The organism is Paenibacillus sp. FSL H8-0283, assembly GCF_045040675.1.
Lineage (GTDB): Bacteria > Bacillota > Bacilli > Paenibacillales > Paenibacillaceae > Paenibacillus > Paenibacillus amylolyticus.
On record NZ_CP150295.1, the window covers coordinates 2,472,487 to 2,494,346 of the forward strand.

Sequence of the window (21,860 nt, forward strand, 5' to 3'; positions counted from 1 at the left end):
ATATAAAAAGATGTACAATTAATTTAGAATTAATGTAACCGCTAACACTGGAAAGTGTTTATAACCGATATATAATAGTTGGTATAGCCTGTACAGATATAGAGGAAAGATTAGACAAGGGGGTCGCGATCATGAACCGGTTGTGCAAGGTGCTGATTGTTGACGATGAGTTTCTGGTAAGACAGGGCATAAAGCACCATATGAACTGGGAAGCGGAAGGATTTATCATTGTGGGTGAAGCTTCCAACGGTGAAGAAGGATTACAGCAGGTGAACCTGTTAAAACCGGATATTGTGATCACCGACATTGTCATGCCTGTCATGGATGGGGAAACGTTTGTCCGTACACTAAAAGCCAGTAATCCGCAGATTGAAGTTATTGTACTTAGCAGCTTCAGTGAATTCGAGTATGTACGTTCAACGCTTCAGCACGGGGCAGCCGATTATATACTGAAACCCAAGCTGGATACAAATGAATTATTGCAGGTCCTTCAACGAACAGCGGGTAAAATTCCGGAGCTACAGTTCGAGCCGTCGCACGATGGCTGGAGACTTGGGCAACTGATGGAGAAGATGCTGTCCGGATTTACACTGGATGAAGATAGCGAAATGCCGATCATTCGAGATACCTTTCCGTATGAATCCTTTCGCTTGCTTGTGTATAAACCCGTGGGTGCTGGAGGGAATCCACTGAAGATGGATCAGGAGCAGATTGAGTCCAAGCTCCGCTGTGATCTGCCTGAAGTAGAATGTGCAATGGTTCCCGCAGAGGGTACATTACCTGTGATGCTTCTTAATGTCGATCCTGCGAGAGATGAATGGATGCTTGAACGGATCAGACAGTTGGCCAGTGAAAATGCAACAGGAGAAGACAGTCCTGGTTGGGTGCTTAGTGAAAGCTTTACTTCATTTGAACAGATGGGTGTTGTTTACCGGGAACGCCTGATTAAGCTGATTGAATATCGCTTCTATTATAAGAATCGACCAATCCTGGTGTATGGTGAACTGCCTCCAATGCATCCCGCAGGTTACCAGTTTAATGTGAATATGTTTTTGCAGCATGTGAAGCGTAACCGGGTCGAAGCGGCAAGGGAGTATTTACAGGATCATGCAAAAACACTTGGACGGGATTATATTGCCGACGTGTTTGAGATCAAATCATTTCTCGGTAACTTGATCTTCAACGTGACTATTACCCTCGCGGATATGGATGTTCAGTCTGCCGGGCTGGAAGAGAGCAAATATACGTATTTTAAAAATGTGGACGGCGCTTCGAGTCTGGACGAAGTCATGACTGTGCTTGACCAATTCATGACGGAAGTTCAGGAGTGTACCGTTGGTGCGGGTGGAAAACGAAGTGATCCCAACATGAAGATGCTGCTGGATTACATGCATGAGCACTTTGATCAGCCGCTCGGGCTTGCTGAAGTAGCCAAGCATTTTCATTTTAATCCATCGTATTTATCCAGTTATTTCTCATCTCACAAAAAAGAAGGATTTAATGAATACTTAAATAAAATTCGGATTGAAAAAGCCGAGGAATTGCTCCGATCCGATGATGTAACGATCTCTGAGATTAGCAGTATGGTAGGCTATTCCGATCATAGTTACTTTTGCAAAGTATTCAAAAAATTCACCGGATTATCACCAAGCCGATACCGGCGCAAATTCTGGGCATAAAGTCAGAAGGATAAGATCATGAAGAAATGGATGAACCAATTATCTCGTCTCGGATTGTTTCCCAAGTTGTTTCTGGTTATGGTGGTCAGTATTGTCCTCGTTTCTGTACTCATCTTATGGACGACCATTCACATGTCAACCAATCTGTTTACTGAGACGTTCAGTATCACCAACTCCAAGGTGCTTAATCAGATCAAAACAAATTTTGAATCCTTTAATGAGGCCATTGCTGCCGTATCGAATAATGTGACGCAGAGTGGATCGATCCGAGGATTCCTGTCCGAAGGAGATGCCGATTCCCTCACGATGGCCAAATCCTTCTATAATATGAGGGAAACGATGGATCGAATTCAATCCATCACAGAATCCTACGAAGTCGGGATAACAATTATCGGGATTAATGGACGGAGCTATTCCACGAATCGTGCTCACCTTCAGTTGTCCGTGGATGAATTGAAGCAGGAGCCAATTACGATGGAAGCCGCTGAGACGCCGAGTCGTCTTATCTTTGATGTTTACCAAAACGAGGCAACGCTTGGGAGTCAGCAGATGATCTCTGCGACGAAAGCGTTGACGGACCGAACACGCAGCCGGATATACGGTACGCTTTATGTCACGATGAGAGAAGACATATTCCGGCAATTTTACAGCAGTTTTACAAGTCGTGGCAATGATGTGGTCATTATGAATGAAAAAGGTGAGATTGTATCATCGAATCGTGAAGACTGGATCGGAACAACTCAGCTGGATTTGCTATCGTATGCCCGGGATATGAACAACAACTCTCCGAGAAGTATTAATGCTCGTGTGATGGATCAGGATAGCGTTGTGTTATCCGAGTATTTACCGTTCTATCGGTTTTATATTGTCAATGTAGTGGATAAGGATCTGGCGATGGGTCAACTTATCGACATGAAGACGGTTGCCCTGATCTGTGCTGCTATCGTTGTGGGGGCACTCATCCTCGTGTTTCTCATCACCAGCCAGATTACCAAGTCACTGCGCAGACTTGTGAAGCAGATGTCCAACATTACAAAAAGTGATCTGGACAACTATATTCCGGTGAGCGGAAGCTACGAGAGCAGGCAGCTTGGTCATGCTTACAATTACATGCTTGATGAACTGCATGATTATGTGGATCAGTTAGTACAGACACAGCATGAACAACGGAATGCAGAGCTTGCGGCATTACAGAGTCAGATTAATCCTCACTTCTTGTACAATACACTTGCATCTGTCAAAGTTCTGGTGCAACAAGGCAACAAAGACAGGGCTGCGGAGACGATTAATGCATTAATTGGATTGCTGCAAAATACGATCAGTGATGTGAGTCAGACTGTTACAGTGGAACAAGAAATCGAGAATTTGAAAAATTATGTCTTCATTAATCACGTCAGATATGGTGGCCGGATTAAAGCAGCTTTCTACGTGGCTCCGGATTGTACACACTATCATGTACCCAAACTGGTGATCCAGCCGTTTATCGAGAATGCATTTTTCCATGGATTCATCAAGAAAGAAACGGGTACGATTCATGTCATGGTTTCCAGAGCGGGAGAATCACTCATCTGTGAGATTATGGACAACGGGGATGGAATTGAAGGACTTGTCATGGGAGAAACGTTGCCCAATCCAAAGAACAATCGTCAACTATTCAGTGGGATCGGTATTCGCAATGTCCATGACCGTATTGAGTTATTATATGGTTCACCTTATGGGGTCACCATTATGAGTACGGTTGGGGAAGGAACGAGAGTCACTGTTACACTGCCTTTAATCACGAGTTGAATCGAACCCCGATTCGATTAAATACACTTAAAATCGAGATCCCTCGCTTCTGTTTTCTACAGAGTCGGGGGATTTTTACGTGCCAGAGGTAAAGCGGGTGAAATCATTTTTGTACTATTTCAAGATCAAGAAATTACAAAATCAAAAGAAATTACAAAAAACCAAATTTAATGCAAACGGTTTCTGTAAAGGTTTTCATTGTGGCAATAAGATGACAAATCCGTACAAAATTATTACTAACGAATGGAGATATGGGAATGATAAGATGAATACATCGAAAGCAACCGCTTTCAGAAAACGCAAACAAATTACACACAAAGAGGTCGAAGGGGAGTTGAATGTTTTGAAAAAAATGTGGGTATTGATGCTCGTTACAGTACTGCTGTTGTCCGCATGTTCGTCCGGTGGCGGAGGTAAATCCGCTAGTGGTGGTGACGAAAAAACAAACGAAATCACGGTCTGGGCTTGGGACAAAGCTTTTAACGTAGCTGCAATGGAAACAGCAAAAGAAGCATATCAAAAAGCAAATCCTGATGTGAAAATTAACATCATTGAATACGCTCAAGCTGATATCATTCAGAAACTGAACACAGGTCTTAACTCCGGAACTGCCAGTGGTCTTCCAAACGTAGTTCTGATTGAAGACTATCGTTCACAAAGCTTCCTGAATGCATATCCTGATGCGTTCAAAGATCTGTCTTCCAGTATCACGGCTTCCGATTTTGCAGATTACAAACTCGGACCAACAGCGTTTGATGGCAAACAATACGGAGTACCATTTGACTCCGGCGTTGCTGGTTTGTACTACAGAACAGATCTGCTGGAGCAAGCTGGCTACAAAGCAGCTGACCTGCAAGACATCACTTGGGATGACTACATCCAAATTGGTAAAGACGTAAAAGCTAAAACAGGTAAAGAGCTTCTTTCTCTTGACCCGAATGACCTTGGTTTGATTCGTATGATGATCCAAACTGCAGGTAAATGGTATTCCGCAGAAGATGGTAAAACACCTGACATTGCTAATAATGCTGCTCTGAAAGAAGCGTTTATTACTTACAAAGCAATGATGGATGCGAACATTGTTAAATTGCACTCTGACTGGAGTCAATTCGTTGCCAACGCCAATAACGGTAGCGTAGCAACAATTCCTACAGGTAACTGGTTCTCACCATCTGTACGTCAAGAAGCTTCCCAATCCGGTAAATGGGCTGTAGCTCCAATACCGAAAATGGCTGGTCAATCAAACTCTGTTCACGCATCCAACTTGGGTGGTAGCTCTTGGTATGTTATGAACAACGTTCCTGGTGCAGATCAAGCAGCTGATTTTGTAGCAAAAACATTTGGTTCTGACAAACAATTGTATCAAGATCTGTTGAACAACATCGGCGCAATTGGTACGTACAAACCAGCAGTTGATGGTGACGCGTATGCCAAAGCAGACGAGTACTTCGGCGGACAAAAAATCTTCACAGACTTTGCAAATTGGACGAAAGAAATTCCAAGCGTAAACTATGGTATCAACACATATGCCATTGAAGATATTCTCGTTGTAGAAATGCAAGCATTCCTGAACGGTAAATCAATCGATGACGTTCTGGCTGATGCACAAAAACAAGCTGAAGCACAATTAAACTAAGATACCCAAGGTAACTTATAGAACCCTAGGAAACATCGGAGCCGTCTCCCACGTCCGGCGCAAGTCGAACCGGATATGGCGAGAGGCTCCGTGGGTTCTACCCATGTTCCATGGAGAGAGAGGAGCCATACTGTGAAAGCCATGAATACAGGAGACAGTCTCCAAAAGAAAAATAATTTGACTGGATGGGCTTTTGTTTTGCTGGCTGTTGTCGGGATTGTTGCATTTTACTTCTACCCGATGATTCAAGCGCTGCTCTTATCGTTCAAGTCTGGTGTAGGAGCCAATCTTGAATTTTCGGGCCTTTCTAACTACAAAAGATTGTTAGTTGATACAACGTTCCGTACAGCATTATCGAATACTTTTATCTACTTGATTATTCAAGTGCCTGTAATGATTATTCTTGGTTTGTTTATTTCCGTATTGCTGAATGACAGCACACTACGTTTCCGGAGCTTCTTCCGTACAGCGATTTTCTTGCCTTGTGTAACTTCATTGGTAGCGTACTCTGTTGTATTCAAATATTTGTTCGCACCAGATGGAATGGTGAATCAATTCCTGATGGGCTTGCACATTATTGGCGATCCAATTCAATGGATCACAGACCCGTTCTGGGCTAAAATTACGATCATAATCGCCGTTACTTGGCGTTGGACCGGATATAACATGATTTTCTATCTGTCATCCCTGCAAAACATCGATCAATCGATCTATGAAGCTGCAAGAATTGACGGAGCGAATGCTTTTACACAATTCTTCAAAATCACTGTACCTTTGCTTAAACCGATTATCCTTTTCACGTCCATCACATCAACGATTGGTACATTGCAAATCTTCGATGAGATCATGAATATTACCAAAGGTGGTCCAGGTAATGCGACCATGTCGATTTCACAATACATCTACAACCTTTCGTTCAAATATTCACCGGACTTCGGTTATGCAGCAACAGTGTCGTATTCCATCGTAATCTTGATTATTGTATTGTCCATCATCCAGTTTAAAGTGGCAGGTGATAATAAAAATGGCTAAAGCTAAAGCAAAACGGATTTTCACGTATGTGTTCCTATCCATCGTCGCCTTTGTATCCATTTTCCCTTTCTTCTGGATGCTGGTCAGTTCAACGAATGCATCTGTCGATGTAACGAAAGGCAGATTGTTACCGGGTTCAGCTTTCATTGATAACTTCAACAAACTGATTGATTCGACAAATCTGGTACAGGCTCTCGGAAACTCGGCGATTATCTCTGTAGTCTCCACTCTCTTGGCACTGTTTATTGGTTCCATGGCAGGTTATGGTTTCGAGGTATATCGGACGAAGTCTCGTGACATTGTGTTTAATATCCTGTTGTTATCGATGATGATCCCGTTTGCAGCGATTATGGTACCACTGTATCGTATGTTCGCAACAATCTCGGGAGTTGCACCGGTTATCGGAATCAACACGATGGCAGCAGTGATCCTGCCAACCATCGCAACAGCGTTCCTGATCTTTTTCTTCCGTCAGAACACCAAAATGTTCCCGAAAGACTTGCTAGAAGCTGGACGTATTGATGGTTTGAGTGAACTCGGCATCTTCTTGAAGATCTATATGCCAACCATGAAAACAACATATGCAGCGGCAGCAATCATTACATTCATGAGTAGCTGGAACAACTATCTGTGGCCACTCATTGTATTGCAAACACCTGACCAACAAACGATTCCACTGTTGATCTCAAATCTGGGTGCTGGTTATTCTCCGGATTACGGAGTAATCATGACAGCAATCGTGATTGCAACACTGCCTACAGCAATCGTTTTCTTCATCATGCAGAAACATTTTGTTGCAGGTATGGTAGGTTCCGTGAAGTAATGAAAACAGCATAATCCGTGCAAATGACGGATGCAAGAAAGAAGAGAGGGCGCTGTTATGGCGTACCTCTGTCTTTTTTGTTTATGTAAAGCAAAAGGAAATCCAGCGTAAACCTTGAATAAGTCAAACTATAACGTTTTAAAGGGAGAGAGAGCCGATGAAAGCAACAAAGGCAGATATCAACTGGTTGGGGGACGTAAGTGTATTTGAGGTGAACCGTCTTCATGCCTATTCCGATCACCGTTACTACCAAACAATGGACGAGGCTGTAGGTTCAGGCGCGATGTCCATGCGTTATGATCTGAATGGTACGTGGAAATTCAACTATGCAATTCGTCCAGACAGCCGTTCTGAGTTTTTCTATACATCCGATTTTTCCAGTGAAGGCTGGGATGATATTGAAGTTCCGGGGCATATCCAACTACAAGGATACGGACAGATTCAATATGTAAATACACAATATCCTTGGGATGGACTGAACGAAATTCGTCCGCCGGCATTGCCGCAGGATAAAAATCCGGTTGGAAGTTACATTCGCACATTCCACCTGCCGACAGGTTGGGAGTCGAATCCGGTATATATTTCTTTCCAAGGTGTAGAGTCTGCATTCTATGTATGGCTTAATGGACAATTTGTAGGATACGGGGAAGACAGCTTCACGCCATCTGATTTTGACCTGACGCCATTCCTTCAGGATGGAGAGAACAAACTCGCAGTTGAGGTGTATCAACGCAGCACAGGCAGCTGGCTGGAAGATCAGGATTTCTGGCGTTTCTCCGGCATTTTCAGAGACGTGTATCTGTATACGGTCCCTACTGCACACGTACGTGATGTTCATGTGCGCACTGATCTGGACAAGTCCTATACGAACGGTACACTGCAACTAGATTTGAAACTGGAAGGAAAAGCGGTTGCTGGAGCACGTGTAGAGGCTGAACTTCGTGATCGTGAAGGTAATACCGTTAAAACGTTTGAATCCAAAGTTAACGATGGACAAGTAAGTCTTCGGGAAGATATTGGTACAGTGAATCTGTGGAGCGCAGAGATTCCATACTTGTACCGTCTCTATATTCGTGTATATGATGCTGCGGGTACACTGGTTGAGGTTGTTCCTCAAGCCGTTGGTTTCCGTACATTTGAAATGATCGATAAAGTGATGCACATCAACGGTAAACGTATCGTATTCAAAGGTGTGAATCGTCATGAGTTCAACCCGCGTCGTGGACGTGCAGTTACGAAGGAAGATATGCTGTGGGATGTTCGTACGATCAAACAGAATAATATGAATGCTGTACGTACGTCACACTATCCAAACCAAAGTCTGTGGTATGAGCTGTGTGATGAATATGGATTGTATGTTATTGACGAGATGAACCTGGAGACACACGGATCTTGGCAGAAACTTGGTGCTGTTGAGCCTTCATGGGTTATTCCAGGTGACAAACCGGAATGGCATGATATCGTTATGGACCGCGCTGTATCCATGGTGGAGCGTGACAAAAACCATCCGTCCATTCTGATCTGGTCTTGTGGTAATGAATCACACGGTGGTGAAGTCATCTACAAAGTATCCCAATACTTCAAATCAGCTGATCCAACACGTCTGGTACATTACGAAGGTGTATTCCATGATCGCCGTTTCGATGAAACAAGTGATATGGAGACTCGCATGTATGCCAAACCGGCGGACATCGAGGAATTCCTGAATGCAAACCCGACGAAACCTTATATTAGCTGTGAGTACATGCATGCCATGGGTAACTCTATTGGCGGTATGCACAAATATACAGAGTTGGAAGACAAATATCCGATGTATCAAGGTGGATTCATCTGGGATTACATCGACCAATCCATTTATAAAAAAGATCGTTACGGCAAAGAATTCCTCGCTTATGGCGGAGATTTTGGTGATCGTCCATCAGACTATTCGTTCTGTGGTAACGGGATCGTCCATGCTGACCGTACAGTAACTGCGAAAATGCAGGAGGTTAAATTCCTTTACCAGAACATCAAGCTGTTCCCGGATCGTGAAGGTGTTAAAATTGTGAACGATAATCTGTTCGCAGATACATCTGCGCTGGAACTGGTATACAGCCTGGAGCGCGAGGGACATGAAGTGCTGCGTGGAACATTGGAAGTGAACGTGGATGCCCAAAGCGAGACGGTAGTGAAACTTCCGCTGGGTGCAGAAGCTCTGGCGGGCGGCGAGTATGCTGTGAACACTGCATTTGTGTTAAAAGAAGCTACACTGTGGGCTGACAAAGGCGAAGAAGTGGCATTTGGACAGTTTATTTTCACCCAGGATCAGGTCAATGATGCAGTTGAAGTCGACTTGAACCTTGTAAGTGATGTACACGTTATCGAAGGTGACGTTAACATTGGTGTTCGTGCCGGCAAGACACATGCGCTGTTCTCCAAACAGTTTGGGACACTGGTTTCCCTGAAATTGTCCGGTCGTGAGACGATTGCTGTGCCACCTGCACCACTCTTCTGGCGTGCAATGACGGATAATGACAAAGGTATGGCGATGGGCTTCGAACTGGGCGCCTGGTATGCAGCGAGTCTGATGCCACGTTCTGTAGAGTGGAAAGCGGAACAGAAACCGGATCAATACCGGATCGAGTTCACGTACAAGCTCAACATTTCGGAGGATGTACAAGTGAAAGTGGTATATACCGTTCATGCAGATGGAAGCGTGCGTGTGCATAATGCGTACAAAGGTACAGCTGGATTGCCAAACTTGCCAATTCATGCATTGTCCTTCAGAACATCACCTGACTTCGAAAACGTGGAATGGCTGGCGATGGGACCCGAAGAAAACTATGCAGACCGCGCATTTGGCGCACGTCTCGGTATCCACGGCAGCAAGGTAGCTGATACCATGGCTCCATATCTGGTACCACAGGAATCAGGCAACCGTACGGGCGTACGTTGGGCCAAATTGACAGACAACGCGGGACGTGGCTTCAAAATTGAAGCATCCGGAACCCCGGTTGAGCTGAATGTTTCACCATATACGGCATTTGAGCTGGAGAACGCACAACATGCGTACGAATTGCCTCCTGTACACTATACGGTCGTGACTGTAGCAGGTAAACAAATGGGTGTTGGCGGTGATGACAGCTGGGGTGCTCCGGTTCATCCGGAATACCTGATCCCTTCAGACGGCGAACTGACATTTGAATTTGTCATTCGAGCACTGTAAGTAAAAGGATCATACAGAATAAAGAATGTATTCTATAAAGAACAGAGGTCTTCGCTATCGGAGGCCTCTGTTTTGTTATGTCAACGAACAGCTTGGGAGGCTTGGTATGAAACCGTTCTCTCTCCAACCTCGTAATGTACGAGACAGGAAACATAAGAGGGGGGTTCAAGATGAGTAAAAAAGCAAAGACAGGTATATGGGTGACGGTGTTGGTCTTCTTGGGCATCATAGTTGGATGTTTCATATGGTATTTCAATACCGCTTCAGGTGAACGTGCACTCAAAACAATGAGGTCCAATAACTCGGGTGGCCTGGAGAGGGTTGTTAAAGTGTACAGCAATAATGGTGAATTGATTCAGACCTATGATGGCAAAATTGACGTGGAAGATACGGAATACGGGAATAAAGTATTATTTGATCTCAATGGGAAACGTGTTGTGATCTATAATGCAACGATTGTTGTTGAAGAGAAGTAAGCGTAATTTGCCAGTCTTGACGAAGCGCTGGTTTGGAATTTGGAATGACACCTTATCTCTTATATGGTAAAATAAAGGAAATGATATAAGGGTCGGGTGAGATTTTTATGGTGGATATGTACCTCATAATCTTAGTTGCTATCTTGGGAATGATCCTGTTCTATAGCTTGATCGCATATTTCTTGATTCGTTTCATTTCGAGAAAAGCATTCAAGCTGACGTTAACCAAATATGAAATGATGGAGATTATGACTTGGCTCGCCGTGTTGTTTATTACCTTCATGATGATTAAGAATGGTTCGATGAATCTTCTTTTGCCGGTTGTTTTACTTATCATTCCATTGATCAATTTGCGACTTTCCAATCGGAAACATAGAGAGCTGAACTCGTAAGCTCTTGCTACGTTGGGGTAAGGCACAAGAAGGATGAACATAGGAAAGGTTGACGGAGGTTACATCACTAATCAACCTTTTCTAGTTGTATGATTATGAATGGTGAAAATGAACGGGAGGATTTCAATAATGATCTTCGGAAAATCAACGGATACTTCAGGTGTAACGCAGGTTGCCAATCTTTCGGATGAGTTGCAGTCTGTTTTTGATCAAGCAGAAAGCAAATATCAAGTAGTTGATATTGAACTATTCTTTGTCTTCAGGTGCCTTCCTGAGGAATACGAGAGAAGGTCCACGGTCAGGCATGTGAAGAAGGAGAATGTCATCTATTTTGATCTGGTGGTCAGCGAGGATCGTTATAAGACACTAAGCAAAAGCAAACAACGGTATGTCTTAAGCCATGAGTTTTATGCTTTTTTAAGTGAAAAGATCCAGAAATACAAGATTGAACATTTAAAAGTGAATGAGTTTATTGCAGATATGGGCATGTGGCTGAGGGAGATCGGATGGTTGCAGACTGAAGAAGAAGCAGAAATAAGTGAATTTGAAGAAAAATATAACTAGCAAAATAAATTAAAACATAAACAACAAAAAGAAGCCCTCTTTCGAGAGCTTCTTTTTCATGGGAGAGGAGAAACCGGACGAAGAGCTTATGGGGAAACGTAAGTCTTCTCCGCGGTTGTCTACGACACTTGTGATGTCGATAATTATAGAATCGCCCGATTGTTTCCTTTTTATACATATGCGTCAACAATTCGTCAACAATTTTCCAAGGGAAATGAAGACCGCACATTTTTCAAACTGAACCCGAGTGTGGTACGATAGTCGTATCAATAAACTTACATAGAGAAAAGGTGACTCGTCAAGTGAGAGTGGTATCTGGGAGTGCAAAAGGCAGGCCGCTGAAGGCTGTTCCTGGCACGGGTACGCGGCCGACCACCGACAAGGTGAAGGAAGCGTTATTTAGCATGGTTGGTCCTTATTTTGAGGGCGGCACAGCATTGGATCTGTTTGCAGGCAGTGGAGGTCTCGGTATTGAGGCGCTGAGCCGCGGCATGGACAAGGCTGTTTTTGTTGATTTGGAATCGAAAAGTATTGAAGTTATCCGCATGAATCTGAAGGCGACCAAGCTGGAAGACCAGGCGGCCGTATATCGTAATGATGCAGGTCGGGCATTGAAGGCACTCGCCAAACGAGGCACAACATTTGATCTGGTGTTTCTCGACCCGCCATATCGCATGAAGAACGGGCACGAGTTGATGTTAACCATGCACGAACTGGAACTTCTGGAACCCGAAGCAACCATCGTGCTTGAATATGAATCCAAACATGATTACCCTGAGCAATTCGGCCCGTTTGAACAAACGCGCAAGGCTTTGTATGGGGAGACGGCAGTATCCATCTATTATTATGCGCCAGAAGCAGTTGAAGATGGAGAATCCATTACACCGGAAGAGGAGGCTCCTCATGACTGAAATGATACATCGACAGGAACGGATCGCCGTATATCCTGGAAGTTTTGATCCCGTAACGATGGGGCATCTGGATATTATCGCCAGAGCGTCGAAGCAATTTGATCGCGTCATTGTGGCTGTGTTGAACAATATGAGCAAAAATCCGCTGTTTACGGTGGAGGAACGCAAGGAACTGATTACGGAAGTAACCCGCCATCTACCGAATGTCGAAGTGGACAGTTTCCGCGATCTGACAGCCAATTACGTCCGGCAAAAGGAAGCTCAGGTCATCGTTCGTGGTATACGCTCGGTAACTGATTTTGAATACGAGTTGCAATTGGCGTCGACCAATAGCAAGTTGAACCCGGATGCGGAAACCATATTTATGATGACAAATCCGAAGTATTCCTATTTAAGTTCCAGCATCGTCAAAGAAATCGCTCATTATCATGGAGATGTTACAGATCTTGTCTCACCTGAAGTGGAAGCTGCGCTCCGTCAGAAAATCAGCGAGAAAACCGGCGGTTAAACCAGAAGGTAAGACCTGATAGACTAATCATGACTGCAAGAAGTAACGCAAGTCCCATGCATGCAGCAGGGAAGATGCTCCAAATGGTGTTGATCGTGTATGTGTTACCTGGACTATGTATGAGTAGCCAACCAAATGGTGTCGAGAGGTCTTGCTCTGCATTCGTCTGTAATGTGGTCCAGACTTCTGTGCTATAACGGCTGAACGGCATCCATAGGAACAGACTGATGAAAAAGGCGATTAATCCATGAGTCAGACGAACTCCGGCAAAGTACAACATCGATTTGCTGCCCGGACCAGTTGTTTTCAAGACAGCAGAGACTTGCAGATGGGAGCATAAACCACCCCATCCCAGAACGGCTGCAAGTAGAGACATGAGCAGCATGGGTGTTAATGAAGTCTGGCTCAAATGATAGGTGCCGAGGTGAAGCTCGAAGAAGGCTGGCCACAGCGCAGCAGAGGACCCAGGAGTTAGATAAAGGGAGACCAACCGGATAAATACGGCAAAACCGATCATGTATCCCCCAGTCATCATTAAGGTCTGCACAGCTTGGGATACAGTGTCACCTAACAGTTTGCCAAATCCTCTTCCATCACGACTATGGGCTTCTCTGGCTGCAATCATCATATCAGACCATATACTGCGTCGTTTGTTCGTAGCATGGTGGGGGGCAGATGAGCGACTTGTGGAACTTGCAGGACTTGCAGGCTGAGAATCAAGAGAGTTCTTATCTGCTTGTAAGGCTGTCGAGCCAACCCTGTCTTTCTGTTTACCCGGTGCTGGCAGGAGACGTGTGGCAAGAATGGCAGCAATCCAGCCGCTGATCCAGTGGACCACGAGTAGAAAATATCCGGCCGCTGGCTGGTGGAGAAAAGCAGCACCAACGACCAGTATGATCATCATTGGATTGGCAAAATGAGATGCCGCCGCAAGGACAACCGCCTGCTTGGCGGTAATTTGTCTATCCTGAAATAAACGGGATACCGCATCTGCTCCTGCGGGGAATCCGCCGCACATGCCAACGGCAATTGCCAGACCTGCGTTGCCTGGGAGTCTAAACCAGCGTTGCATTAACGGTCCGAGCAAGGCGCCGATCGCGTGGGTGAAGCCAAACGCAGTGAGCATTTGGGATAACATGAGGAACGGGAGCATGGCAGGGAAGATGATTTTCCACCATATATCCAGACCTTGAATAGAGGCATCAAACGCTTCTTTGGGGGAAGCAACTACTGCAATGACCAACATTAAAGCGCCGGTACTTAGAATTATCGTTCGTAACGGGCCAGAATCTCTAACCTCGCTCTGTAATGTCATCGTTTCACCTCATATCAGATAACGCCGATTCGGCATCTGAATCGTTATGGACGGCCGAATGACGCCCGAAGGGCGGTTCGGCCTTGACCGGACAGGCTATTGTATACAGCGGCCTATCCGGCCTGTACCATTGTATGCACAAGGACCAGAGTGTTAGACTTGAAAAAAATGATTAAACAAGATGGAATTACGATTGCTGATTAGTGTAGAGTTCAGCTTATATAGAGATACAAAGAACGGAGGCTCATGCGATGAATCGGATTCGGAAATCTGGCGGATTCAGAGCTTCGATCTTTGTGATCGTGGTGGCTCTGGTCGTCTATGTTGCCGTGTACATGCCAACGCCGTATATCATATATATGCCTGGCAGTGCAGATGAAGTAAAACCAATGGTAACCGTTAAGGGTGGAGACCAGGAAGAACGCGGTGTGTTCATGATGACAACTGTGTCGGCAACATATGCCAATGTGTTTTTGCTAGGAACCTCTCTGTTCAATAAAAATGCTCAAGTGGATAAAAAGGAAGACCGACTGCGCGGCAAAAGCGAAGCGGAATACTCTGCCGAACAGGTGTGGTTCATGAGTGACTCACAATCCTCCGCAATGGAGGCTGCATATGAGCAGGCTGGTGTGACTTACTCTATTGTACCTGAACATATCTTTGTATTTGGACTGTCCGAAGATCCAAAACCGGAAGGAGACATTGCTCCGGGAGATATCATTCTGGGAGTGAACGGAACAGCTACGCCGGATAATACGGTGCTTTCTGCCCAGTTAAAAGATAAAAAGGTCGGAGATACGGTTGAAATGCAACTGGAACGTGGAGGAGAGACCATTAGCCGGGACGTGAAACTGATTCAGGTAAAAGACAATAAAACAGGTGAAAACCGCCCGGGACTTGGAGTAATGATTGGTACGGTTCAGAAGGTGAAAGCTGAAGAGCCGGACAAACAGATCTCCTTTACCGACACTCAGGTTGGTGGTCCGTCTGCCGGTTTGATGTTTACGTTGGAGATCTATAACCAGTTAACACCTGGAGATCTGACCAAGGGGCATCGAATTGCGGGTACAGGTACCATTACCAAGGAGGGTGTGGTGGGTGCCATTGGTGGTGTAGTACACAAGATTGTAGCCGCTGATCGAAAAGAAGCGGAGATCTTCTTTGTACCGAAGGATAACTATAAGGAAGCAGCAGCCAAGGCTGAACAGATCGGCACCAAAATGAAACTTGTGCCTGTGAGCACGGTGGATGATGCGCTGGCTTATTTGAAAACCTTGTCCGTGAAATCATAGGTTATAATCGGGCGGGAAGAGATCGATTTGAGTTGAACCGGATGGATAAAGAACGGATGAAATCGGAATAATTGATTACAGTGGAATGAAATGTGATCAAGAGATTTGAGAAGATCAACAGACTCACTAGACCCAAAGGGGTAGAGATACCCAAAAGATTTAAGAGAACGAGAATTAAGAGAATAAGAGAAGTGAATAAGAAAATCCCCTTGTTGCGAGGTGCCTGAGAGGCGCGCAACAAGGGGATTTTTTAATTGTATAGTTGAGTGTGGAACAGTGGATGTCAATGATCTGTTTGATGATGGAATAAAAAGCTCCATAGAGATGAAGCCTTATGGTCAAAAGCGGATTACAGTCTCACAGGCGACTCATAGTAGTCACTGAACATCCTACGTGTGTCCCTGTGCTCGCAAGCGAGCCCATACGCAACCTGAGCTTGTATATCCAGTTCCAGCTGATTGTGTGTGAACGTCGATGGTTTCAGCACAACAGGCAGTGACGCGGTTTTCTTCATTTGTTTAAGCAGGCTCTGCCCTTGAGCCTTAAATCCGAGGACTCGGAGATATCCGGGTCCGGCAGCCAATTGCTCTGGTGAACACTCGGCTTTGGTGTGATTCAGGAGCAAGTGGGCGAGCATACGCTGGAGCTTGGTGCGTGTGTATCGTTTGGTCTTCATTGCATTCAGGAGTGTTTCGACTGAAGGCTCCGGGAGCTGAGTGAGTGTACGGCTCAGCCGGTGTTCCAGGCCTTCCGTGACTTCGGCGATGCGTTCCAGCTCGGAGGCACGGCGGGTGGCCGCGAGGTGCAACAGCGGCTGTGCAAAGCGCTCCCAGTGTATGGGAGCGCGCCCTTCCTGCCATTCGCGATGCAGAATGGCAAGGGTTGCCGCCGGCACGTATGGCGCGGCGGCGTTGGGGCCGTCCGCCATCAGAAGGCGGCGGACGGCTGTTGCACTGGCGATCGCCCCCGGCCCGGGCGTCGCCTCATGATACGCGGCACCGGTACGCGCCGCCGTATAGGGCTGGATCGCGCTGCCAAGTCGTTGCAGCGCGATCAGGTAGTGCAGCCCAAGCGAATTGTTGGGCTGCTCCAGCAGTGCAGCGGCGTCGTGAGCATCGACGCCGCCAGGCGCCAGCGCTGCCGCCGCGCCTGCGTACGCGGCGGGGTAGCTGGCGCCTTCCCGCAGGCGGCGCGCGATGTCCTCGCGCATCCCTGCGGGCTCCACAGCCAGCACGCGCGCAATGCGCTGCAGGCTGTCCAGGTCGCCGGACTCGCTGCCAAAGCAGAGCGAGTCCACAACGCCGGTGCGGTGCAGCAGCGAGACCGCACCGAAGGCAAACCACTCTGCCGGTTGGACCGCGTACGCAACCGGCAGTTCAAGCACGAGATCCGCGCCTGCGTGTAGCGCCATCTCGGTGCGTGCCCTTTTACCCACGATGGCGGGTTCGCCACGCTGGAGAAAAGGGCCGCTCATGACCGCAACAACGGCGTCTGCGCCGCTTAGCCGCCGAGCTTCCTGCAAATGATAGACATGCCCATTGTGCAAGGGGTTATATTCAACAATAACGCCTACGGCTTTCATGATTAGACGTACTCCTTTCGATTGGATAACCGAGTATGTATAACATCCATTCCATCATAGGGGATGTCATGTATTAGATCAAATCATGCACCAATTCAGACAAGAAAAAGGCACAAATCCAACATCAGCAGATGTCAGACTGTGCCTGCAAATCTATTGTATATTACAGATTTTCGATAATCGGAGAACGGCTTCTTCATCTTAATAAATCATCGTAGTAGTACACTTACCTATACACTTATACATGTAGGAAGAAGTTAGGCTAATCACATCTCACAATCTCAGCACGCTTAGACACTTTCCGACGCGGGAGATAAACTTGCTTTCGGCCCAAAAAATTCATAATGAATGTTGTCCGCGGCAACACCAAGCGCCTGAAGTTCCGTATACACTGCCCGCATGAACGAAACCGGTCCACACAGATAATACGTGGAATCCAGTTCATCGATCACTTGACGAAGCCAGATCGCATCTATATAACCTTCCTTATGAAAATACTCATTTTCACGATCAGCATCCTCAGGTTGAGTATAACAATAATAAGCTTTAACGCCCTGATTACGTTTTGCCAGACTGTCCACATAATCACGGAACGCGTGCGATTGACCATTGGGACTTGCGTGCAAAAATGTAATGTTGCGATTTTCATTCAAGTTAACCAGCGTATTTAACATACTGATCATGGGCGTTAAGCCAACACCACCACTCAGGAGAACAACAGGCCGCTTATCGTCTGCAATCAGCGTGAAGTCCCCAGCAGGAGCGGATAGCTCCACCAGACTACCTTCTTCAATGTGATCGTGGAGATACGTTGAGATAACTCCGTCAGGACGCTCTAATACACCTCGCTCACGCTTAACGGAAATGCGATAGTGGGGTTTACCCGGGGTATCTGAAAGGCTATACTGACGAATCTGGGTAAATGACTGTGCCTCTGGTTTGATTTTGATACTGATGTATTGTCCCGGTTCATAACTAGCAATGGGCTGGCCATCGTCTGGAACGAGGTAAAAGGACGTGATGATTTCACTTTCCTGCACTTTCTTGGCAACCTTGAAGGTACGGAACCCTTCCCAGCCACCCGTTTGGTTTTCCGCTTCCGTATACATATCCTGTTCAATCCCGATAAAGGCGTCTGCAATGACATTATAGGCTTCGCCCCACGCCGTGATAATTTCATCCGTTGCCGCGTCTCCAAGTACATCTTTGATGGCTTGAAGCAGATAGGTGCCAACAATCACATATTGCTCGGGAACGATACCCAGGCTGCGATGTTTATGTGCAACTTGCCGGACGGCAGGCAGGATGGAGGACAGATTATCGATATGCAGGGCAGCGGTGTATACCATATTGGCGAGGGCGGCTTGCTGTCGTCCCTGTTTCTGATTTGCGTGATTGAAAATATTCAGTAGTTCCGGATGAGCTGTGAACATCGTTTCATAGAAATGGCGTGTGATCGCTTCGCCGTGGACTTCAAGTACAGGTACTGTAGATTTAATGACTCTAATGGTGTGCTCGCTTAACATACATTTTCCCTCCCGATATAATATGAAATAGTTGGATAATAAATCGGTCATGGAGCTGATCATGCTTCGGTTTATAGCAAGTATAGATAGGGAGCAAGCGGGTCTGTGTGACATAGATCACACTAAACGTTAACGAAATGTGACCGCTATTTGCAAGGAACTACAATTAAAATGACGACTTGTAGTTTATCTTAAAGTGAGTCTATAATAGACCAGATGGAGTAAACGGTTCTGGGCCATTGGTTTTAAAATAGGGTGTAAAGTTAAAAGTGTTGACAAACGTCTTGAAAAATCGGTATAATGATTTTTGTTTGTTAAGTCAATTTCATAATACTTTTAACGAAGATTCGTCAGAATACATACAGTCAGGATTTATTGCTTTACAAAAGCAGGCTTGACCTGTATAACTGTCGTGATACGTTTGATACGAATTATGAAATTGGTTTCGTTTGGAGTGATGGAAATGTTAATGCCATTTCGCAAAGTGGCTACCAGTGATGGTCCCCTGAAGTTTAACGAACAGTGGGAGATCAAGGAACTGGTTTCTAACCGACAAGATATCACAGCCGTTACCCCGCTGACTGCGGACTTATCTGCAGAATTCAGAGAAGGTGACGTTGTGGATGTTCATGGCAAGCTGACTGTAGGAGTGGACATGTTGTGCTCCCGTTGTCTTAAGCCAATCAATGAACATTTTCATATTGATTTTCATGAGCAATTCAAGCAGGGAAAACAGCCAGAGGGATTACACGAAGACGATGATACGCTCTATGTGGATGGAGATAGCGTTGATCTGAAGGGTTATGCCGAGGAAGCTTTTCTGCTGGATCTTCCGTTTATACCGCTATGTAGCGATACATGCAAAGGGTTATGCCCCAAGTGTGGCCATGAGCTGAACGAAGGTGACTGCGGTTGTGATAACGAGGTTATTGATCCGCGGCTTGCAGGGCTCAAGGATTTTTTTAAATGAGCATGATTGAAAATCGAACATTTTAAGACTACCTGCAAAGGTTGATTTTGATAAGGAGGTGGGAATAATGGCAGTACCTCAACGGAGAACGTCCAAGACGCGTCGCGACAAACGTCGCACTCACTTTAAATTGGCTGTACCGGGCATGGTGAAATGTGAACAATGTGGCGAACTTAAACTTAGTCACCACGTGTGCAAAGTGTGCGGAACGTACAAAGCAAGAGAGATCATCTCTCAATAATAGTTGGACATTAAGTAGCACTTCATTTCGATGAGGTGCTACTTTTTTTGGATTAGAGAGTGTAGGTAGAGTGAGCTAACAAGCATGAAATCCTTGCACCAGAAGGGTGAATTGTTTTTGTTAGGCCAGTCTTTCTTTTTGACACGGGATGAGATATACTATAGTTTAGTACCAGGTTCTAAGATTTGACGTTACATATAGATGAACCATAATCCGTTTGAGAACGACCCTGGTGACCAGGGATGCAACTATAGAAGCAACACGAAAGAATGGTTGAACTGGCCGGACGGGACGGTTCCGTAAACGATACAGCGGGGGGTGTCAGGCATCGAACGTGTACCGAAGAGACAGAGGCAACAGCAGTTAACCAGAATGATAGAAGAGAACCCGTTTGTGACGGATCAGGAACTTACACGCCAATTGAAGGTGAGTATTCAGACGATTCGTCTTGACAGGCTGGAACTTGGAATACCCGAACTTCGGGAGCGGATGAAACTGATGGCAGAGCTCTCGTATGATCAGGTACGCTCGTTGCCCTTGCATGAGATTATCGGTGATATTGTGGATCTGCAACTGGATAAGAGCGGGATTTCCCTGTTTGAGATTAAGGAAGAACACGTGTTTTCCAGAACAGGGATTGCACGCGGACACTATGTCTTTGCACAGGCCAACTCCTTGGCTGTAGCGATTATTAATGACGAGATCGCGTTGACTGCATCAGCAGACATTCGCTTTGTCCGTTCGGTTCATTTGGGAGAGAAATGTATTGCAAAGGCTTATGTGAGATCGATCCCGGGTCAAAAGGGCAAAGCCAAAGTGGAAGTATTCACTTATGTAGGTGAAGAAATGGTGTTTCAAGGCAACTTTGTAATCTACCATTCAGGTGGAGAAGACAGCGGAGAAGGAGGTCATTTGGAATGAAAATCGTCATTGATGCCATGGGAGGCGACAATGCACCTGCATCAACGGTACAAGGTGCGATTGCCGCAGCCACGGAATGGGCGGATACACAGATCGTCCTGATCGGCGATGAAGCCAAGCTGGAACCTCTTTTGAGTCAGTCAGGTGTGAGACCTGCCAATCTTACGGTCCGGCATGCTTCCGAAGTTATTGGTTCGGATGATGAACCCGTCAAAGCAGTGCGTCGCAAGAAGGATGCCTCCATGGTGGTCGCAGGCCGCATGCTGAAAGAGGGCGAAGCGGACGCGATGATCTCGGCGGGCAATACTGGAGCGCTCATGACAGCGGGTTTGCTTGTTGTAGGTCGCATGGAAGGCATTGAACGTCCGGCGCTTGCGCCTATGATTCCAACGATTGATGATGTAGGTGTGCTTGCGCTGGATCTAGGAGCGAATATGGATGCCAAACCGGAGCACCTTGCACAATATGGCTTGATGGGCAGTTTGTATCGGCAAAAAGTACAGGGCATTGAGTCCCCACGAGTGGGCTTGCTCAATGTAGGAACAGAGCCAGGCAAAGGAAATGAGTTGACCAAACATGCATACCCTTTACTGGAACAACTCCCAATTCGTTTTGTCGGTAATGTTGAGGCACGTGATGTACTGACTGGTGCTTGTGATGTGCTTGTATGTGACGGTTTTGCAGGGAATATCCTGCTGAAGTCGCTGGAAGGCACAGCAGGTGCCATTTTCGCCTTGCTTAAGGAACAATTTTCATCTTCTCTCAAAAGTAAACTGGCTGCAGCTGTACTAATGCCTGAGCTGCGTGGGTTGAAACGAAAGCTGGATTATACGGAGCATGGCGGAGCGCCACTCCTCGGTTTGAGCAGACTAGTTGTGAAAAGTCATGGATCTGCTGATGGCAATGCCATCAAAAATGCTGTGCGCCAAGCTCGGATTGCAGTGCAGAATCACCTGGTAGAGAGCATATCTAAGGAAATTAGCGGGAAGTGAGTGACGA

General features: G+C 46.0%; 19 protein-coding genes. 16 read left to right on the forward strand and 3 right to left on the reverse strand.

The window, feature by feature from the left end:
- The first annotated feature begins 131 nt into the window (after positions 1-131).
- From MHI52_RS11205 to coaD, 11 genes are all read left to right on the forward strand, one after another.
- Positions 132-1,679 carry a response regulator gene (locus MHI52_RS11205; protein ID WP_405159034.1) on the forward strand — a complete coding sequence of 516 codons (1,548 nt, stop codon included), beginning with the start codon at positions 132-134 and terminating at the stop codon, positions 1,677-1,679.
- 18 nt (positions 1,680-1,697) lie between these two features.
- Positions 1,698-3,467: a sensor histidine kinase gene (locus MHI52_RS11210; RefSeq protein ID WP_405159035.1), complete on the forward strand. Its 1,770-nt coding sequence runs from the start codon at positions 1,698-1,700 to the stop codon at positions 3,465-3,467.
- Between the two features lie 352 nt (positions 3,468-3,819).
- On the forward strand, positions 3,820-5,103 hold the full coding sequence (locus MHI52_RS11215; RefSeq protein WP_255319667.1) for an extracellular solute-binding protein: 1,284 nt from the start codon (positions 3,820-3,822) through the stop codon (positions 5,101-5,103).
- Positions 5,104-5,244: 141 nt separating this feature from the next.
- Positions 5,245-6,135 (forward strand): carbohydrate ABC transporter permease, encoded by an 891-nt coding sequence (locus MHI52_RS11220; RefSeq protein ID WP_036610887.1) that lies wholly within the window; start codon positions 5,245-5,247, stop codon positions 6,133-6,135.
- Positions 6,128-6,958 carry a carbohydrate ABC transporter permease gene (locus MHI52_RS11225; protein ID WP_036609483.1) on the forward strand — a complete coding sequence of 277 codons (831 nt, stop codon included), beginning with the start codon at positions 6,128-6,130 and terminating at the stop codon, positions 6,956-6,958. Before MHI52_RS11220 ends, MHI52_RS11225 begins: the two co-directional genes overlap by 8 nt.
- A 157-nt stretch (positions 6,959-7,115) precedes the next feature.
- Entirely contained in the window at positions 7,116-10,163 is a 3,048-nt protein-coding gene (locus tag MHI52_RS11230; RefSeq protein ID WP_405159036.1) for a glycoside hydrolase family 2 TIM barrel-domain containing protein, read from the forward strand.
- 170 nt (positions 10,164-10,333) lie between these two features.
- A complete protein-coding gene (locus tag MHI52_RS11235) occupies positions 10,334-10,639 on the forward strand; it encodes a hypothetical protein (protein WP_017689244.1) in 306 nt (101 codons plus the stop codon).
- A gap of 182 nt (positions 10,640-10,821) precedes the next feature.
- Positions 10,822-11,031, forward strand: coding sequence for a hypothetical protein (locus MHI52_RS11240; protein ID WP_405159037.1), 210 nt, complete (start codon positions 10,822-10,824; stop codon positions 11,029-11,031).
- A gap of 129 nt (positions 11,032-11,160) precedes the next feature.
- On the forward strand, positions 11,161-11,595 hold the full coding sequence (locus MHI52_RS11245) for a hypothetical protein (RefSeq protein ID WP_405159038.1): 435 nt from the start codon (positions 11,161-11,163) through the stop codon (positions 11,593-11,595).
- A 302-nt stretch (positions 11,596-11,897) separates the two neighbouring features.
- Positions 11,898-12,506 (forward strand): 16S rRNA (guanine(966)-N(2))-methyltransferase RsmD, encoded by a 609-nt coding sequence (rsmD, locus tag MHI52_RS11250; protein ID WP_036609474.1) that lies wholly within the window; start codon positions 11,898-11,900, stop codon positions 12,504-12,506.
- Position 12,507: 1 nt separating this feature from the next.
- On the forward strand, positions 12,508-13,014 hold the full coding sequence (gene coaD / locus MHI52_RS11255; protein ID WP_085981453.1) for a pantetheine-phosphate adenylyltransferase: 507 nt from the start codon (positions 12,508-12,510) through the stop codon (positions 13,012-13,014).
- Here coaD and MHI52_RS11260 read toward each other — a convergent pair.
- Complete coding sequence (locus MHI52_RS11260) at positions 12,992-14,329, reverse strand: nucleoside recognition domain-containing protein (RefSeq protein ID WP_339286420.1); 1,338 nt, start codon at positions 14,327-14,329, stop codon at positions 12,992-12,994. The two genes, coaD and MHI52_RS11260, sit on opposite strands and share 23 nt — an antisense overlap.
- A gap of 251 nt (positions 14,330-14,580) precedes the next feature.
- On the opposite strand from MHI52_RS11260, the gene MHI52_RS11265 reads away from it, so the two are divergent.
- Positions 14,581-15,621, forward strand: coding sequence for a SepM family pheromone-processing serine protease (locus MHI52_RS11265; RefSeq protein WP_405159039.1), 1,041 nt, complete (start codon positions 14,581-14,583; stop codon positions 15,619-15,621).
- Between the two features lie 349 nt (positions 15,622-15,970).
- On the opposite strand, the gene MHI52_RS11270 is transcribed toward MHI52_RS11265, so the two are convergent.
- Both MHI52_RS11270 and hmpA read right to left on the reverse strand, forming a co-directional pair.
- Complete coding sequence (locus MHI52_RS11270; protein ID WP_405159040.1) at positions 15,971-17,203, reverse strand: nucleotidyltransferase; 1,233 nt, start codon at positions 17,201-17,203, stop codon at positions 15,971-15,973.
- 290 nt (positions 17,204-17,493) lie between these two features.
- A complete protein-coding gene (hmpA, locus tag MHI52_RS11275; RefSeq protein ID WP_405159041.1) occupies positions 17,494-18,729 on the reverse strand; it encodes an NO-inducible flavohemoprotein in 1,236 nt (411 codons plus the stop codon).
- A 463-nt stretch (positions 18,730-19,192) separates the two neighbouring features.
- Between hmpA and MHI52_RS11280 the strand changes: the two genes are divergently transcribed.
- From MHI52_RS11280 to plsX, 4 genes are all read left to right on the forward strand, one after another.
- A complete protein-coding gene (locus tag MHI52_RS11280; RefSeq protein WP_036609465.1) occupies positions 19,193-19,699 on the forward strand; it encodes a DUF177 domain-containing protein in 507 nt (168 codons plus the stop codon).
- 67 nt (positions 19,700-19,766) lie between these two features.
- Positions 19,767-19,940: a 50S ribosomal protein L32 gene (gene rpmF / locus MHI52_RS11285; RefSeq protein WP_017689233.1), complete on the forward strand. Its 174-nt coding sequence runs from the start codon at positions 19,767-19,769 to the stop codon at positions 19,938-19,940.
- A 372-nt stretch (positions 19,941-20,312) separates the two neighbouring features.
- On the forward strand, positions 20,313-20,861 hold the full coding sequence (fapR, locus tag MHI52_RS11290) for a transcription factor FapR (RefSeq protein ID WP_047842457.1): 549 nt from the start codon (positions 20,313-20,315) through the stop codon (positions 20,859-20,861).
- Entirely contained in the window at positions 20,858-21,853 is a 996-nt protein-coding gene (gene plsX / locus MHI52_RS11295) for a phosphate acyltransferase PlsX (RefSeq protein ID WP_076249834.1), read from the forward strand. Before fapR ends, plsX begins: the two co-directional genes overlap by 4 nt.
- Positions 21,854-21,860 lie beyond the last annotated feature (7 nt).